Annotated in this window: 16 protein-coding genes; 10 read left to right on the plus strand and 6 right to left on the minus strand. The window is 67.5% G+C overall.

All coding sequences use genetic code 11. The annotated features are described in order from the left end of the window. Window positions 1-675, plus strand: a 675-nt coding sequence (locus ACRDUX_RS18650; RefSeq protein WP_526415505.1) for a DUF3710 domain-containing protein, incomplete at its 5' end; no start/stop codon positions are given. Between the two features lie 6 nt (window positions 676-681). Here ACRDUX_RS18650 and ACRDUX_RS18655 read toward each other — a convergent pair. Continuing rightward, entirely contained in the window at window positions 682-1,380 is a 699-nt protein-coding gene (locus tag ACRDUX_RS18655) for an alpha/beta fold hydrolase (protein WP_526415506.1), read from the minus strand. A 173-nt stretch (window positions 1,381-1,553) separates the two neighbouring features. On the opposite strand from ACRDUX_RS18655, the gene ACRDUX_RS18660 reads away from it, so the two are divergent. The 3 genes from ACRDUX_RS18660 to ACRDUX_RS18670 are packed head-to-tail and all read left to right on the plus strand — an operon-like array spanning window position 1,554 to window position 4,104. Further along, complete coding sequence (locus ACRDUX_RS18660; protein ID WP_526415507.1) at window positions 1,554-1,925, plus strand: OB-fold nucleic acid binding domain-containing protein; 372 nt, start codon at window positions 1,554-1,556, stop codon at window positions 1,923-1,925. After that, window positions 1,922-2,620: a DUF3159 domain-containing protein gene (locus ACRDUX_RS18665; protein WP_526415508.1), complete on the plus strand. Its 699-nt coding sequence runs from the start codon at window positions 1,922-1,924 to the stop codon at window positions 2,618-2,620. Before ACRDUX_RS18660 ends, ACRDUX_RS18665 begins: the two co-directional genes overlap by 4 nt. Window positions 2,621-2,634: 14 nt before the next feature. Beyond that, window positions 2,635-4,104 carry an MFS transporter gene (locus tag ACRDUX_RS18670; protein WP_526415509.1) on the plus strand — a complete coding sequence of 490 codons (1,470 nt, stop codon included), beginning with the start codon at window positions 2,635-2,637 and terminating at the stop codon, window positions 4,102-4,104. 5 nt (window positions 4,105-4,109) lie between these two features. Here ACRDUX_RS18670 and ACRDUX_RS18675 read toward each other — a convergent pair whose 3' ends face one another. Together ACRDUX_RS18675 and ACRDUX_RS18680 are read right to left on the minus strand one after the other, a co-directional pair. Continuing rightward, window positions 4,110-4,769, minus strand: coding sequence for a potassium channel family protein (locus ACRDUX_RS18675; RefSeq protein WP_526415510.1), 660 nt, complete (start codon window positions 4,767-4,769; stop codon window positions 4,110-4,112). Window positions 4,770-4,787: 18 nt separating this feature from the next. Beyond that, on the minus strand, window positions 4,788-5,462 hold the full coding sequence (locus tag ACRDUX_RS18680) for a potassium channel family protein (protein ID WP_526415511.1): 675 nt from the start codon (window positions 5,460-5,462) through the stop codon (window positions 4,788-4,790). A 98-nt stretch (window positions 5,463-5,560) separates the two neighbouring features. Between ACRDUX_RS18680 and ACRDUX_RS18685 the strand changes: the two genes are divergently transcribed. From ACRDUX_RS18685 to ACRDUX_RS18695, 3 genes are read left to right on the plus strand one after another with little or no spacing between them, the layout of a single operon-like run. Continuing rightward, complete coding sequence (locus ACRDUX_RS18685) at window positions 5,561-7,552, plus strand: amino acid permease (RefSeq protein ID WP_526415512.1); 1,992 nt, start codon at window positions 5,561-5,563, stop codon at window positions 7,550-7,552. Next, the gene (locus tag ACRDUX_RS18690) at window positions 7,552-8,769 is read left to right on the plus strand and encodes a class I SAM-dependent RNA methyltransferase (RefSeq protein ID WP_526415513.1); all 1,218 of its coding nucleotides are present in this window, start codon (window positions 7,552-7,554) and stop codon (window positions 8,767-8,769) included. Before ACRDUX_RS18685 ends, ACRDUX_RS18690 begins: the two co-directional genes overlap by 1 nt. Continuing rightward, the gene (locus ACRDUX_RS18695; RefSeq protein WP_526415514.1) at window positions 8,766-9,224 is read left to right on the plus strand and encodes an AAA family ATPase; all 459 of its coding nucleotides are present in this window, start codon (window positions 8,766-8,768) and stop codon (window positions 9,222-9,224) included. Before ACRDUX_RS18690 ends, ACRDUX_RS18695 begins: the two co-directional genes overlap by 4 nt. On the opposite strand, the gene ACRDUX_RS18700 is transcribed toward ACRDUX_RS18695, so the two are convergent. From ACRDUX_RS18700 to ACRDUX_RS18710, 3 genes are read right to left on the minus strand one after another with little or no spacing between them, the layout of a single operon-like run. Beyond that, window positions 9,221-9,688 carry an Rv1443c family protein gene (locus ACRDUX_RS18700; protein WP_526415515.1) on the minus strand — a complete coding sequence of 156 codons (468 nt, stop codon included), beginning with the start codon at window positions 9,686-9,688 and terminating at the stop codon, window positions 9,221-9,223. The genes ACRDUX_RS18695 and ACRDUX_RS18700 overlap by 4 nt on opposite strands. Window positions 9,689-9,731: 43 nt before the next feature. Further along, window positions 9,732-11,021: an ArsB/NhaD family transporter gene (locus ACRDUX_RS18705; protein WP_526415516.1), complete on the minus strand. Its 1,290-nt coding sequence runs from the start codon at window positions 11,019-11,021 to the stop codon at window positions 9,732-9,734. Between the two features lie 25 nt (window positions 11,022-11,046). Further along, complete coding sequence (locus ACRDUX_RS18710) at window positions 11,047-11,493, minus strand: CBS domain-containing protein (protein ID WP_526415517.1); 447 nt, start codon at window positions 11,491-11,493, stop codon at window positions 11,047-11,049. 192 nt (window positions 11,494-11,685) lie between these two features. On the opposite strand from ACRDUX_RS18710, the gene nhaA reads away from it, so the two are divergent. The 3 genes from nhaA to ACRDUX_RS18725 are packed head-to-tail and all read left to right on the plus strand — an operon-like array spanning window position 11,686 to window position 15,841. Next, window positions 11,686-12,948 carry a Na+/H+ antiporter NhaA gene (nhaA, locus tag ACRDUX_RS18715; protein ID WP_526415518.1) on the plus strand — a complete coding sequence of 421 codons (1,263 nt, stop codon included), beginning with the start codon at window positions 11,686-11,688 and terminating at the stop codon, window positions 12,946-12,948. Window positions 12,949-12,984: 36 nt separating this feature from the next. Continuing rightward, entirely contained in the window at window positions 12,985-14,898 is a 1,914-nt protein-coding gene (gene dxs, locus ACRDUX_RS18720) for a 1-deoxy-D-xylulose-5-phosphate synthase (RefSeq protein WP_526415519.1), read from the plus strand. Between the two features lie 22 nt (window positions 14,899-14,920). After that, window positions 14,921-15,841: an alpha/beta fold hydrolase gene (locus tag ACRDUX_RS18725; protein ID WP_526415520.1), complete on the plus strand. Its 921-nt coding sequence runs from the start codon at window positions 14,921-14,923 to the stop codon at window positions 15,839-15,841. Window positions 15,842-15,882: the final 41 nt, after the last annotated feature.

Below are 15,882 nucleotides of genomic sequence, written 5' to 3' on the forward strand. Positions count from 1 at the left end.
GGCCCCTTCGACATCGAGGACTTCGACGACCCGGAAGTCGCCCTCCAGGGGCGTCACGATCTCGGCGCGGTGCTGATCCCCGAGAACGAGACCGCTGAGCTCGCCGTCGAGGTGAATCAGCAGGGCGTGCCGACCATGGCGTGGATGGTGACGACGAACGGCCGCTACAACGTCACGGCCTATGCAGCCCCGAAGGCGGGCAGCCTGTGGCGTGAGGTGGCCACCGAGGTCGCCGAGTCGCTACGCAAGGAGGCCGCGGAGGTAAGCATCGAAGATGGCCCGTGGGGGCGCGAGGTCGTCGGGTTCATGACCAGCGGGCCGGAACCCGTGGTCATGAGGTTCGTTGGCGTCGACGGTTACCGGTGGATGGTCCGAGGGGCCGCGGTCGGTGCCCCCGACAAAGCCGACGCGATCGCGCGAGACCTGCGAAATGCTTTGGCGGACACGGTTGTTCGCCGCGGTGATACCCCGCAGCCGGTGCGCAACATGCTTCCGCTGCAGCTGTCCGAGGCCCTCGTCGCCCGGCTCCGTGCCCGCGCCGAGCAGATGATCACCGAACAGGCGCAGCAGACCGGTCAGCAGCCGCCACTGCCCCCGGACGTCCCGCAGCCTGCGGCGCGGCGCAGTGAGCAGGGCACGGCGATGCAACAGCTTCGCACCATCACGGGTGGGTAGCGGCGCTCACACCTCCAGGAGCGCGTCGACGCAGGCCCTGCCGAGGACGGCGGGGTCGGCGCCGAGGTCGTCGAGAGTGAAGGTCTTCAGCGCTGCGCGGGGGGTAGCGGCCACCCACTCGAGTGCCACCTCGACGGGGTGTACCGGATCGTCGGTGGCCGCCGCTAGTCCCATCGGCACGGTCAGCGTCGCCAACTCCTCGCAGGTGGGTGCCACGTAGGCCGCCGCCTCATCCATGGCATCGGGGAGGTTGGGCCACTGGCCGACCCACGACCTGGTGAGTTCTTCGGCCAGCCATGGCGGGCTCGACGTCCGCATCTGTGCAATCGCCGAAGCCAGGCCGTCGCGACGGAGTGCGTCCGCCGAGTACCTGGCGGTCAACGCGGCCGCCGCCGACTCGGGTTCGCCCGTCCAGGCGGGCAGGGCGGCCAGCACGGCCACGGCACTGCCGCGGTGAGCCAGAGCCCACGACGTGGCGACCGCGGCGCCGATGGACACCCCGCCGACCGCGATCGGACCAAGCCTTGCGGCGTTGTCCAGCTCGTCGAGATAGCCGGCGATGAGGCGGGAGGGTCGTGGTGCGCAGGCCACCACGACCGCGCCGACATCGTGCAGGGCCGCCGAGAAGGCGCGATAGACGTAGTCGTCGTCTGATCCCGTGCCAGGAAGCAGGACCACGGTGACGCCGCGCAGATTGACAGCCATTCGTCGATCGTGCCGTGTGCGTCAAATCACGTTCTCGCGGACCGAGTGAAACCCCTCACGGAAGGGTAAACATCCCTTGCGCGTGCTACGTGGCAAATCGCCATCAACAGGTCTACGGTGGCGTTGGTTACAGGTGAGTCCACGGTGGATTCACCTCAGGTGTAGGAGAAGCCATGGCTACGGCCGAAGGTTATCTGCGGCGGCTGACCCGTCGGCTCACGGAGGACCCGGAGCAGCAGGACGTCGACGAACTCAACGACGAAGCTGCCAATACCGGGGCGCAGAAGGCGATTGACTGTCGACGCGGACAAGAGGTCACGATGATCGGCACCCTGCGGTGTGTCGAGACCAACGCCAAGGGCTGCGCGGGCGGTGTGCGCGCCGAGCTGTTCGACGGTACCGACGCGGTGATGCTCGTGTGGCTCGGCCAACGGCGCATCGCGGGTATCGAGTCTGGACGCACCCTGCGGGTGCACGGTCGGCTGGGCAAGCTGGAGAACGGCACCAAGGCGATCTACAACCCCCACTACGAAATTCAGAAGTGACCCAACCCGACAACGGGGTTGCGGACGAGGTCGCGGCGGCCGATGTGCCCGCCAAGAAGCTGGGCGGACAGGCCATCCTCGAGCAGATGGGTGGCGTCAGCGGCCTGATTTACTCGTCGCTGCCGGTCCTGGTCTTCGTCCCCGTCTCCACGTATTTCGGCCTGGTGCCCGCGATCAGCGCGGCCCTCGCGGTCGCGGTCGTGATCCTGGCGTGGCGCTTGATCCGCCGAGAGACGTTGCAGCCCGCGGTATCCGGATTCATCGGGGTCGGCGTCAGTGCCCTCATCGCCTACGTCGTCGGTGAGTCCAAGGGCTACTTCCTGCTCGGCATCTGGTCGTCCCTGCTGTACGCCGCCGTCTTCGCGGTCTCCGTGCTCATCCGCAGGCCGATCGTCGGCTACGTGTGGACGTGGGTCCACGGAGGGGACCGTGGCTGGCGAGGCGTCCGTCGGGCGGTCTACGCCTTCGACATCGCCACGTTCACCTGGGTTCTGGTGTTCGGCGCGCGATTCGTCGTGCAGAACCGTCTCTATGACGACGACCAGACGGGAATGCTCGGTGTCGCGCGGATTGCGATGGGGTGGCCGTTGACGGCGGTTGCCGCGTTGGTGACCTACCTTGCCATCCGCACCGCCCAGCGCGCGCTGCACGCGGCGGACGAAGAGGCGAAGGCCTCGGAGGCACGCGCCGACTGACGTCGACGAAGCGTTTGGGCGGGACCGACCGGACCCTGATCGCGGTCGCGGTGCTGGCCTCATTCGTGGCGTTCCTCGACGGCTCGGTGGTGAACCTGGCGCTGCCCGCGATCGCCGCGGAATTCGGTGGGGGACTGGCACTTCAGCAATGGGTCGTCGACGGCTACCTGCTGGCGCTCGGTGCGCTGATCCTCGTCGCGGGGGCGGTCTCCGACCAGTTCGGCAGGCTCGTGGTGCTGCGGATGGGCCTGGTGGCCTTCACCGTCGCGTCGCTGCTGTGCGCGGTCGCACCCACCGGATGGATTCTCGTCGCGGGACGGTGTCTGCAGGGCATCGGGGCGGCCTTCCTGGTGCCGAGCTCGCTGGCGATGATCAACGCCCGGTTCACGGGTGCGCGCCAAGCCGGTGCGATCGGGACGTGGACCGCGTGGACGGGCACTGCGTTCGTCGTGGGACCGCCCCTGGGTGGGCTATTGGTGGATGCGCTGAGCTGGCGGTGGGTCTTCGGCATCAACGCGGTGCCGCTGGCGGCGACGCTCTATCTGACGACGAGGCTCGGCGCGGAGGGCAGGAGCGAAGCGACCCGGGATGTTGGCGCGGAGAACTCCGGTGGCGCCCGACGGTCGGCCCGCATCGACGTCGTCGGCGCGGTGCTCTGCGCCGCAGGCCTGACTGCCGCGGTGTACGCGCTCATCGAGCTGCAACGGCTCGGCCCGACACACCCCGCGGTGATCACCGGGTTCGTCCTCGGGGTGGTGTGCCTGGCCGCCTTCCCATGGTGGGAGCGGCGGACGCCGAACCCGATCATGCCGCTGCAACTCTTCGCGGCACGCAACTTCGCCGTCGGCAATCTCGCGACGGTCTTCCTCTACGCGGCCGTGTCCCTCGGCACGCTCATCGTGGCGCTGTTCCTCCAGGAGACCGTCGGCTTGTCGGCGTCACAGGCGGGTTTGGCGACGCTGCCCCTCCCGGTGCTGTCGTTCTTCCTCGCGCGGCCCTTCGGCACGCTCGCCGGCAGACACGGGCCCCGCATGTACATGGCCGTCGGTCCGATCATCGCGGCGGGCGGTTTCCTGCTGCTGACCATGGCGCGTACGCCGTTCGACTTCTGGACCCAGATGTTGCCCGGTCTGGTCGTGTTCGGGGTGGGTCTGTCCATCACCGTGTCTCCGCTGACGGCGGCGGTACTCGCCGCGGTGGACCCGGCGCAGAGCGGCATCGGTTCCGCGGTGAACAACGCCGTCTCGCGCGTCGCCGGCTTGATCGCGGTGGCGTTCGCCGGGGTAATCGTTGGCACCGCAATCGATTTCGCGGGTTTCCGGTCGGGAGCCGTGGTCGTTGCCGTGCTGTTCGCAGCGGCGGGGGTGGTCTCGGCCATCGGGATCAGCAACCGCCAGTGCGACTTCGGCCGCATCTCGCTGGAGGCGTCGGCCCAGAGTCACGATCGCGCCACCCCGCCGCCCGCGCTGGCCGCCTCGGACTGATCCGGTCAGTGAGGACGTAGCAGTTGCTCGCGCAGTTCCTCTTCCACTTCGTCGATGGCGACGAACAGGAGTTCGTCGCCGCCCTCCAGCGGCTCGTCGTCCTCTGGCACGATCACGCGGGCACCGCGGAGGATCGTGACCAGGGCGGCATCGCGCGGCAGTTCCAGCCGCTTGACGGCCTTGCCGCCCCACGGTGTGTCGTCGGGCAGCGTGATCTCGACGAGGTTGGCCTGGCCCTTGCGAAAGCTCATCAGGCGCACCAGGTCACCGACGGAGACCGCCTCCTCGACCAGCGAGGCCAGCATCCGGGGCGTGGACACGGCGACGTCGACCCCCCAGGCCTCGTCGAACAGCCACTCGTTGCGTGGGTCGTTGACCCTGGCCACCACGCGCCCCACCGCGAACTCGGTCTTGGCCAGCAGGCTGAGCACGACGTTGGCCTTGTCGTCGCCCGTGGCAGCGATCACGACGTCGAAGTCCTCGAGCCCGACCGCTTCCAACAGGGTCAGCTCGCACGCGTCCCCGAGACGCCACTGGGCAGCGGGGACGGCATCTGTGTCCACGTGTTCGGGATTGCGCTCCAGCAGGGTGACGTCGTGGTTCTCGACGAGCTCCCTGGCGATGGAGCGGCCGACGGCCCCGGCTCCAGCGATCGCGACCTTCACGGTGTCTTTCCTATTCCGTCACTGATCATCGGCGTCTTCGCCCGGTGCCAGCGCGGAGATCGCCATCGCTTCGGCGATGTGGCCGGACACTGCGGCCATGTAGACCTGATCGCTGGCCTGGATGACGGTCTTGGGCTCCGGCAGCAGACCGGTGCCGAACCGAATCATGAACGCGACCCGGCCACCGGTCGCCGCCTCGAGCGCGGTGACGCGCCGGCCCACCCAGCCTTCGTGCAGCGGCAGCTCGGCCACGCCGACGTTGCCCGAGGGGTCACGCCACTTGGTGGTTTCCGTCTCCCTGGTCAGCACGTTGAGCAGTCTGTCCGTGGTCCACGGCACCGTCGCGACGGTCGGGATGCCGAGGCGTTCGTACACAGCGGCGCGTTTGGCGTCGTAGATGCGGGCCACGACGCGCTCGACGCCGAACGTCTCACGTGCGACTCGCGCGGAGATGATGTTGGAGTTGTCACCCGATGACACCGCGGCGAACGCGCCCGCGCCTTCGATGCCGGAGCGCAGCAGCACGTCACGGTCGAATCCCATGCCGAGGACCCTCTCACCGGGGAACTCGGGGGACAGGCGGTGAAAGGCGGTGCCGTCACGGTCTATTACGGCCACCTCATGGCCAATTCTGGCCAGGCCGTCGGCCAGCGACGCCCCGACCCGGCCGCATCCCATAACGACTACACGCACGCGTCGATCCTCCCAGTGGTTCGGCAGAAACGGATTGTGGCGAACCCGCGCACTCCGAACGCTACAGCCATTCCTCCGTGGGCCTACTCTTGGCTCTCGTGTCCAAGCTTTCGACCGCTGCGCGTCGGCTGGTACTGGGAAGACCGTTCCGCAGCGATGCGATGGGCCATACCTTGCTGCCCAAGCGGATCGCACTTCCGGTGTTCGCCTCCGACGCACTGTCCTCGGTCGCCTACGCGCCCGAGGAGATCTTCCTGGTGCTCTCGGTCGCCGGACTCAGCGCCTACACGATGGCGCCGTGGATCGGCCTTGCCGTGGCCGCGGTGATGCTCATCGTGATCGCGAGCTACCGGCAGAACGTGCATGCGTATCCGTCGGGGGGCGGCGACTACGAGGTGGTCACCACGAACCTCGGCCCGACGGCGGGTCTCACCGTGGCGAGTGCGCTGCTTGTCGACTACGTGCTGACGGTTGCGGTGTCGATGGCATCGGCGATGTCCAACATCGGGTCGGCGGTGCCGTTCATCGCGCAGCACAAGGTGCTGTTCGCCGTCGCCGCGATCCTGCTACTGGCGTCGTTGAACCTGCGGGGCATCCGGGAATCTGGCACCGCCTTCGCGATTCCCACCTATGCCTTCATGGTCGGCATGTACGTGATGATCGGCTGGGGGCTGTTCCGGATCTTCTTCCTCGGTGATCACATACAGGCCGAGACAGCCGGATTCACCGTCAAGTCCGAGCACGGCGACGTCCTCGGCTTCGCGATGATCTTCCTGGTGGCCCGGGCGTTCTCATCGGGTTGCGCCGCACTGACCGGGGTCGAGGCCATTAGCAACGGCGTGCCCGCGTTCCGGAAGCCCAAGTCGCGCAACGCGGCGTCGACACTGCTGCTACTGGGCGCCATCGCGGTCTCGCTGTTCATGGGGATCATCGTGTTGGCCAAGGAAACCGGCGCCAAGGTGGTCGAGAGCCCCGCGCAACTCGTCGGCGCCCCGGAGGGTTATCACCCGAAGACGTTGATCACGCAGTTGGCGAACGCGGTGTTCAGCGGATTCCCGATCGGGCTGTATGCGATCGCGGGCGTGACCGCGTTGATCCTGGTGTTGGCCGCCAACACGGCGTTCAACGGGTTCCCGGTGCTGGGATCCATTCTGGCCCAGGATCGATACCTTCCCCGGCAGTTGCACACCCGCGGTGACAGGTTGGCCTTTTCGAACGGCATCCTGTTCCTGGCGTTCGCCGCGATGGCGTTCGTCGTGGCGTTCCGGGCCGAAGTGACGGCCCTGATCCAGCTGTACATCGTCGGCGTGTTCGTCAGCTTCACGCTCAGCCAGATCGGCATGGTGCGGCATTGGACCCGTCTGCTGCGGACCGAGACCGACTCCACGGAGCGCCGCAGGATGCAGCGGTCCCGGGTCATCAACGCCATTGGCCTGCTGTGCACCGGCTCCGTGCTGATCGTGGTCGTGGTGACGAAGTTCCGCGCGGGCGCCTGGATCGCGATCCTCGCGATGGGGATTCTCTTCTTCATCATGAAGCTGATCCACAAGCACTACGCCACCGTCACCCGCGAGCTCGAGGCCCGTGCCGCCGAGGAGGGCGACGTCGTTCTGCCCAGCCGCAACCACGCCATCGTGTTGGTGTCGAACCTGCATCTTCCGACCAAGCGCGCGCTCGCGTATGCGAGGGCAACCCGGCCGGACGTGCTCGAGGCGATCACGGTCAACGTGGACGACGAGGAGGCGCACCGTCTCGTGGGTAAGTGGGAGGACAGCGAAGTTAGCGTTCCGCTGAAGGTCATCGCGTCTCCTTACCGCGAAATCACCCGTCCCGTCCTCGATTACGTCAAGCGGATCACCAAGGAGTCGCCGCGCACGGTGGTCACGGTGTTCATCCCCGAATACGTCGTCGGCCACTGGTGGGAGCAGGTGCTGCACAACCAGAGCGCGCTGCGACTCAAGGGACGGTTGCTCTTCGAGCCGAACGTCATGGTGACCTCCGTTCCGTGGCAGCTGAGTTCGTCGGAACGGTTGAAGAGCATCGAGTCGCAGTCCGCACCCGGTGACGCACGACGCGGGTTCCTCGATTGATGGCCAGAGAGCAGGACCTCGGAACCGAACTCGTGCTGACCGTCGGTGCGCCGGCGAACGGCGGGAGTTGTGTGGCTCGGCACGACGGCCGCGTCGTGTTCGTCCGCTACGCACTGCCGGGTGAGGTGGTCCGCGCGCGGGTGACCGAACAGCGGGGAAGCCATTGGCACGCCGAGGTCCTCGAGGTCCTCGAACCGTCGGCCGACCGCATCGACTCGCTGTGCCCGATCGCGGGAGTCGACGGATCGGGGTGCTGCGACCTGGCCTTCGCCGCCCCGCAGGCTGCGCGTCGGCTCAAGGGCGACGTGGTGGCCAATCAGCTCGAGCGGCTCGGCGGGCACGAGTGGGCGGGCGAGGCCGAGGAGGTCGGGTCGGCCGGCCCGACGAGCTGGCGCACCCGGGTGCGTCTTGACGTCGGCGGCCAAGGACCCCAGTCCGGCCGTGCCGGCTTCCACCGGTATCACAGCAGCGATCTGGTCACCGATCTCGCGTGTGCGCAGGTGCCCGCCGGCATGTTGGCGGGTCTCGATGGTTCGAAATGGCCGCCGGGGGCGCAGCTTCACGTCGCATTGGACGACCAGGGGACACGGCACGTCGTCCGGACGGGGCCCCGCTCGGATCGCAAGGCGTCGACCCAGGCGGTCGAGGGGAGTTACGAGGCGACGCAACGAGTGGGCGACCGGACGTGGACCGTGCCGGTCACGGCGTTCTGGCAGGCGCACCGCGACGCCGCACGCGAGTACAGCGCTCTGGTGCGGGAGTGGGCGCAGCTGAGCTCCGGCATGACGGCCTGGGACTTATACGGCGGCGCAGGGGTTTTCGCGGCGGTGCTGGCCGAATCGGTTGGGGAGACGGGGCACGTGTTGACCGTCGACACATCGCGTGGTTCGTCGCGGGCGGCGAGGGCGGCGCTCGCCGACCTCGGCTGGGTGAACGTGCTGACCGAATCCGTGCGCCGTGCGCTTACCGCACAGCCGCACCGCGCCGACGTCGCCGTGCTCGATCCGCCACGGACCGGCGCTGGGCGCGAGGTGATCGACTTGCTGGCGGCGGCCGAGGTTCCGCGTATCGTTCACATCGGTTGCGAGGCGGCGTCTTTCGCGCGCGACGTTGGTCTCTACCGCGGTCACGGCTATGCGGTGGAGGAACTCAGGGTGTTCGACTCCTTCCCGCTGACGCATCACGTCGAGTGCGTCGCGGTCCTCTCACGAGCGTGAAGCGCGTTCTGGTGACGGGCATGTCGGGCACCGGCAAGTCCACGTTGCTGGCCGAGCTCGCCGCTCGCGGGTACTGGTCGGTTGACACCGACTACGGCGACTACCTCGAGACGGTCGCGGGCGAGGAACTCTGGATCGAGGACCGGATCCACGCGCTGCTGACGACCGAGGACCCCCGAGGGATTCTGTTCGTCCAGGGCACCGTCTCCAACCAGGTCCACTTCTACCCCCGCTTCGATCACGTCGTGCTTCTCAGTGCTCCCGCGGAAGTGTTGGTCGAGCGGCTACGGACGCGTACCAACAATCCCTACGGCCGCGATCCGGCCGAGATCGCCGACACCCTTGGCTATCTCGCCGGGGTCGAACCGCTCCTTCGGGCCTCGGCGACGCTGGAGGTCGTCACGACCGTCCCGGTCGACGTCGTGGCCGATGTGGTGCTGGCTCACGTCAGCTAGCCGAAGTGACGCTGCAGCCGCCGGTGCCGGTGGCCGAACAGGGCCCGGATCCCCACCGCAAGAACGGGTGTCGCCAACCGGAGCAGCAGGCGCGGCTGGAACGTAACGCGGTCGTGGACCAGCGACCTCGCATCCCCATCCGGGATCACGGTGCGCTCGTGCCGCCACAGGCTCATGCTCAGCATCGTCGACTCCTCGTGGAATCGCCGCCCGGGCTCCAGTTCGGCGATGGTGAGGCGGTCGTAGTCGAACGGCAGCACGCCGAACAACCGTAGCCACGCCCGGCCGACGGGAGTTCCGATCGGCACGTTGTCGACGGTCAGCGACTCTGCGCCACGCGGCATGGACATGGTCATCCATGGCCGCAGTTCGTCGTTGATCCCCTCGGGGGTGACGATGCGCTCCCAGACTCGGTCGGCCGATGCTGCCACGGTGCTGCGGCGTTCGATGACCGTCGGTCCCATGCGAATCAAGGTATTCGACGGCAGCGCGGATTTGGGGCCTCCGTCACGCGAACACGAAGTACCGCAACCACAGATAGGGCGCGGAGACGCCGATGGTCAGCGCGGTGACGATCGCACCCTTGCGGGTGAACTCCCAGAAGCTGATCGGATGCCCTTCGCGTGCAGCGATGCCGATCATCACCACGTTGGCGCTCGCACCGACCGCGGTGAGGTTGCCGCCGAAGTCTGCGCCGATCGTCAGCGCCCACCACAGGGCGTGTGCTTGGGCCTGATCGCCGATGCCTGCGGCGAGGTCGGCCACCACCGGGCTCATGGTGGCGACGTAGGGAATGTTGTCGATGACCCCCGACAGCAGGGCCGATACGAACAGGATGAGCATCGTCGCGGCCAACGCATTCCCGCCGGTGACCTCGCCGGCGAGACGAGCGAGCGTGCCGATGGCGCCGGTCTTCACCAGGGCGCCGACCAGGATGAACAACCCGACGAAGAACAGCAGTGTTTCCCACTCCACGCTGCCCAGGTAGTCCTCGCGATCGACCCGGGAGATGACGATCAGGACGCCCGCCCCCAACAGGGCGACCACCGAGGGTGCGATGTGAATGATCGAGTGGCCGATGAACGCGGCGAACACGAGCACCAGGACCGCGCCGGACTTCGCCAGTAGCCGGGGATCGCGGATCGCCTCGCGCTCGTTCAGTGACATCACGTCGGCCACCCGTGCCGGGTCGACGGCGAACGAGCCGCGGAACAGCACCGGCAGGATCAACATCAGAACGACGAGGGCGATGATGGCGATCGGTGCCATGTGCATGAGAAAGTCGTTGAACGACAGGCCCGCTCGGCTCGCGATGATGATGTTCGGCGGGTCGCCGACGAGGGTGGCCGCACCGCCGATGTTGGAGGCGAACACCTCGGCAATGAGAAACGGCGTCGGCTTGATGCCGAGCCGATCGCACACCAGCAGCGTCACCGGCGCAATGAGCAATACGGTCGTGACGTTGTCGAGCAACGCCGAGGCCGTGGCGGTGATGACGACCAGGAGCATCATCACCCGAAGGGCGGACCCGCCTGCCCGTTTGGCCGCCCAGATCGCCGTGTACTCGAACACGCCGGTCTGTCGCAGCACTCCGACGATGATCATCATTCCGAAGAGCAGGAAGATGACGTCCCAGTCGATTCCCGAGTCGTGCGAGTAGAACACGTCCTCGGAGCCGACGATGCCGAGCGCCACCACGATCGCCGCACCGCCGAGGGCGGCCTTGACCTTCGAGATCTTCTCCGTGGCGATCAGCACGTAGGAGATCGCGAACACGGCGACCGCCACCGCGGTCATCGGTCACACCTCCGTGCGGCGGCGATCAGCGTGCGGTCAGGGCCACCTCGAGCAGACGGGATGCGGTGATTACTCCGACGAGGCGACCCTTCTCCACGACCGCGACGAGTGGCGCACGTTCGTGGGCCATCACGGCCGCCACCTCGACGATGGTGTCGTCGGGCTTCACCGTCGGCATGTCGGGGAGCGGCTTCGGCAGAATGGCGGCAACGGTCTTGTCGCCGATCGCATCCGCGATGTGGTCGGCCATGGTCTCGCTCAGCACGCCGGCCAGCGACGGGTCGTCCTGGACGTAGCTGGGCACCAACATTCGAACCACCTGCGAGGCGGGCAGGATCGTCACCGGCTTGCCGTCCGAATCGGTGACCACCAACCCGGGTAGTCGTCGTCCGGCCATCAACCGGCCCGCGGCCAGCGCGTTCGACGTGGAGGCGACGACCGGAAAGTCTTCGGCGATCTGATCCGCACGCATGGATGAAGCCTATGACGAATGATCCTGGCGCCACTTCGAACTCCCGTCGACGTTCAAGTCGCTGCCTTGGCGCGACTGCCGACCAGACTTCCCGGCGCTCCACCCGTAAAGATGCCGTAAAGGGCTAGCCGGGGCAAGACGGCGACTGTCGACCTCTGCATTCGCCGAGTCGTGATCACTAGGCTGCTCGTGATGGCACGACGAATGCTCACCCTGGGCTCCTGGGCGGAGGCCAAGCGCTTCTCGGAGATCCTCCGCAGGGAGACCGTCGGCGGGGTGTTGCTGCTGTTCGCCGCAGCAGCGGCCCTCGTCTGGGCCAACTCGCCGTGGTCGGCGACGTACAAGTCCCTTTCGGAGTTCTCGATCGGCCCCGAGGCGCTGCACCTGAATCTGACCCTAGGAGCATGGGCGGCCGACGGCCTGCTGGCGATCTTCTTCTTCGTCGTCGGCGTGGAACTCAAGCGAGAATTCGTCGCAGGAGATCTGCGCGACCCCGCCAGGGCCGCCTTGCCGATCGCCGCGGCGGTCGGTGGGATGGTCTTCCCAGCGGCGATCTTCATCACCATCAACCTGGTGACCGGTCACCCCGAAAACCTCGATGGCTGGGCGGTCCCGATCGCCACGGACATCGCGTTCGCCCTCGCGGTGCTCGCGGTGCTGTCGTCCCACCTGCCGACGGCCCTGCGGACGTTTCTGCTGACGCTTGCCGTCGTCGACGACCTGCTGGCGATCATCGTCATCGCGGTGTTCTTCACCGATCACCTGTCGCTGGGGCCGCTGGCACTCGCGCTGGTGCCGGCAGGGCTCTTCACGCTCGCCGTGCAGCGTGGGTTTCGGCCCTGGTGGGTGCTGGTGCCGCTGGCGGTCGCGACGTGGGCGCTGGTGCACGCCAGCGGTATTCACGCGACAGTGGCCGGGGTGCTGTTGGGTTTCGCGGTGCCGGCATTGGGTCGCCATGCGTCGGCGGAATCCTTCGAACACCGCTTGCGACCGCTGTCCGCCGGGTTTGCCGTTCCCGTCTTCGCCTTCTTCGCCGCTGGAGTGACGGTCGGCGGCTGGAGCGGGCTCGGAGCGGCTCTCGGCCATCCGGTCACCGTCGGTGTCATCGCTGGACTCGTCATCGGCAAGCCGCTCGGCGTGTGGCTGACGGCCTTCCTGCTCGCCAGGTTCACCCACGCGTCGCTCGACGACGACCTCGCCTGGCGTGACGTGCTCGGCGTCGCGCTACTGGCCGGGATCGGTTTCACGGTGTCGTTGCTCATCGGTGAACTCGCCTTCGGTCACGGCACCGCGACGGGCGCCGACGTCAAGATCGGCGTGCTCACCGGTTCGGTCGTGGCAGGCGTCCTGGCTGCCGTGGTCCTGGTCAGCCGCAACGCCGCTTATCGTCGCATCGAGGACCGTGAAACCGCCGACGCCGACAACGACGGCGTGCCCGACGCCTACGAGCCTTGACAGGCCATGAGGGGCACGGGTGCGTAAACTGGCCGAATGCTTTCTCAGATCCGCGGTCCCGCTGATCTGCAGCACCTGTCGCAGTCCCAGATCGACGATCTCGCGGTCGAGATACGCGACTTCCTCATCCACAAGGTTGCTGCTACCGGCGGACATCTCGGCCCCAACCTGGGCGTCGTCGAGCTGACACTCGCGCTGCACCGGGTGTTCGACTCGCCGCACGACCCGATCATCTTCGACACCGGCCATCAGGCCTACGTCCACAAGATGCTGACCGGCCGGTGCGAAGACTTCGACAACCTGCGCAAGAAGGGTGGGCTGTCGGGCTACCCGTCGCGCAGCGAAAGCGAGCACGACTGGGTCGAGTCCAGCCATGCCAGCGCCGCACTGTCCTACGCCGACGGGCTGGCCAAGGCCTTCGAGCTGAACGGCCACCGCAACCGCCACGTGGTCGCGGTCGTCGGGGACGGCGCGCTGACCGGCGGAATGTGCTGGGAAGCGCTCAACAACATCGCGACCTCTCGCAGGCCCGTGATCATCGTCGTCAACGACAACGGCCGCAGCTATGCACCCACGATCGGCGGTTTCGCCGACCACCTCGCGGGGCTGCGGCTGCAGCCCGGTTACGAGCGTCTCCTCGACGAGGGCCGCAAGGCCGTCCGCGGGGTGCCGCTCATCGGCGAGCTCTGCTACCAGTGCATGCACAGCGTCAAGGTCGGCATCAAGGACGCGTTGTCGCCGCAGGTCATGTTCACCGATCTCGGAGTGAAGTACGTCGGTCCCATCGACGGTCACGACGAACACGCGGTCGAGGCAGCGCTGCGTCACGCTCGCGGGTTCAACGCTCCGGTCATCGTGCACGTGGCCACCCGCAAGGGCATGGGCTACGGGCCTGCCGAGTCCGATGAGGCCGAGCAGATGCACTCCACCGGGATCATCGACCCGCAGACGGGGCTTGCGACCTCGGTGGCTGCACCGGGCTGGACGTCGGTGTTCTCCGACGAACTGATCAGGCGGGCCGCCAAGCGTCGCGACGTCGTCGCCATCACGGCTGCGATGCCCGGCCCCACCGGGCTCAGCGCGTTCCGGCAGCGTTTTCCGGACCGCTTCTTCGACGTCGGCATCGCCGAGCAGCACGCCATGACGTCGGCCGCGGGGTTGGCGATGGGCGGCATGCATCCCGTGGTGGCGATCTACTCGACGTTCCTCAACCGCGCGTTCGACCAGATGATGATGGACGTCGCGCTGCACGGCCTGCCCGTGACCATGGTGCTGGACCGCGCCGGCGTGACCGGCAATGACGGCGCGAGCCACAACGGTGTGTGGGACATGTCGATCCTCGGCATCGTGCCGGGGATGCGCGTCGCCGCCCCCCGTGACGCGGGGCGGTTGCGCGAGGAACTCGGCGAGGCGCTCGACGTCAAGGACGGCCCAACCGCGATCCGCTTTCCCAAGGGGGACGTGGGCGAGGACATCCCGGCCGTCGAGCGGCGGGCGGGTGTGGACGTTCTCGCGGTACCCGCGGGAGGCCTTTCGCAGGACGTGCTGCTGGTGGCGGTCGGCCCCTTCGCGTCGATGGCGCTGTCGGTGGCCGAACGCCTGCGCAACCAGGGCATCGGAGTCACGGTCGTCGATCCCCGCTGGGTGCTGCCCGTGCCAGAGGTCCTGAGGCCGCTGGCCCAGGCGCACAAGCTCGTCGTCACCCTCGAGGATCACGGCGTGCACGGAGGCATCGGGTCGTCGGTGTCGGCGTCGTTGCGTCACCACGAGATCGATGTGCCATGCCGCGACGTCGGGATGCCTCAGGAGTTCCAGGCGCACGCCTCGCGCGGCGAGGTGCTGGCCGAGAATGGTCTGACCGACCAGAACGTGGCCCGTCAGATCACCGGATGGGTGGCTGCGCTGGGCAGTTCGATAGGGGAGTCGCACGTCAGCGACCGGGTCGACTAGCGGCGCCGCCTAGGCTTCGGTCATGGATGCCGAACTGGAGCGCTGGCGCTCCGCCGGACAGTACTTCGACTACCTGGGCTTCGACATCTTCTTCCGGGTCGACGGGAAACCGTTCGGGCAGGCCCCGGTGCTGCTGCTGATCCACGGCTATCCGTTCAGCTCGTGGGACTGGTCGCTGATCTGGCCGACGCTGGTCCAGCGGTTCACCGTGATCGCCCCCGACATGATCGGCATGGGCTTCTCGGACAAGCCCGTCGCCTACGAGTACTCGGTTCTGGACCACGCCGACATGCACGAGGCTCTGCTGCACCACCTGAACGTCGACTCCTGCCACGTGCTGGCCCACGATCTCGGCGACTCGGTGGGCCAAGAGCTCCTGGCGCGGTACGAGGCGGGCGACAACGCCTACGGTTCACCGATCATCGAGTCGATCACCTGGCTCAACGGTGGCTTGTTCAACGAGGCCTACACGCCGCGTTTGGTGCAGAAGCTGTTGTCGCGAACTCCGTTGGGCGACATCACCAGTCGGTTCCAGGGCAGTCCGGTGGCACGGCGCATCCTGGCCCGCACGCTGGACCAGATGTTCGGACCCAACACGAAGCCGACGCCACTCGCGCTCGGGCGCTTCTTCGAGGTCATGGACTACAACGACGGGGCACGGGTGACCCACAAGGTAGGCAGGTTCGTCACCGACCGCTACGTGAACCGGAATCGGTGGGTGCGGGCGATGAGGGAGACCAGTGTGCCGATGCGCTTGATCGACGGTCCGATCGATCCCAATTCGGGCAGGCACATGGCCGACCGCTATCGGCAGGTGATTCCGGACGCGGACGTCGTCATGCTCGCCGACGACATCGCGCACTGGCCGCGGATCGAGGCCCCCGACGCGGTCCTGGAACACTTCCTGGCGCACGTGGACGGGGTCTTGCGGGCGTCGAGATAGCACTAGTGGCGGCACCTTCTCGCGCTATCCCGCCGCCAGCG

The sequence above is a fragment of the Mycobacterium sp. genome (assembly GCF_050701675.1).
GTDB lineage: Bacteria > Actinomycetota > Actinomycetes > Mycobacteriales > Mycobacteriaceae > Mycobacterium.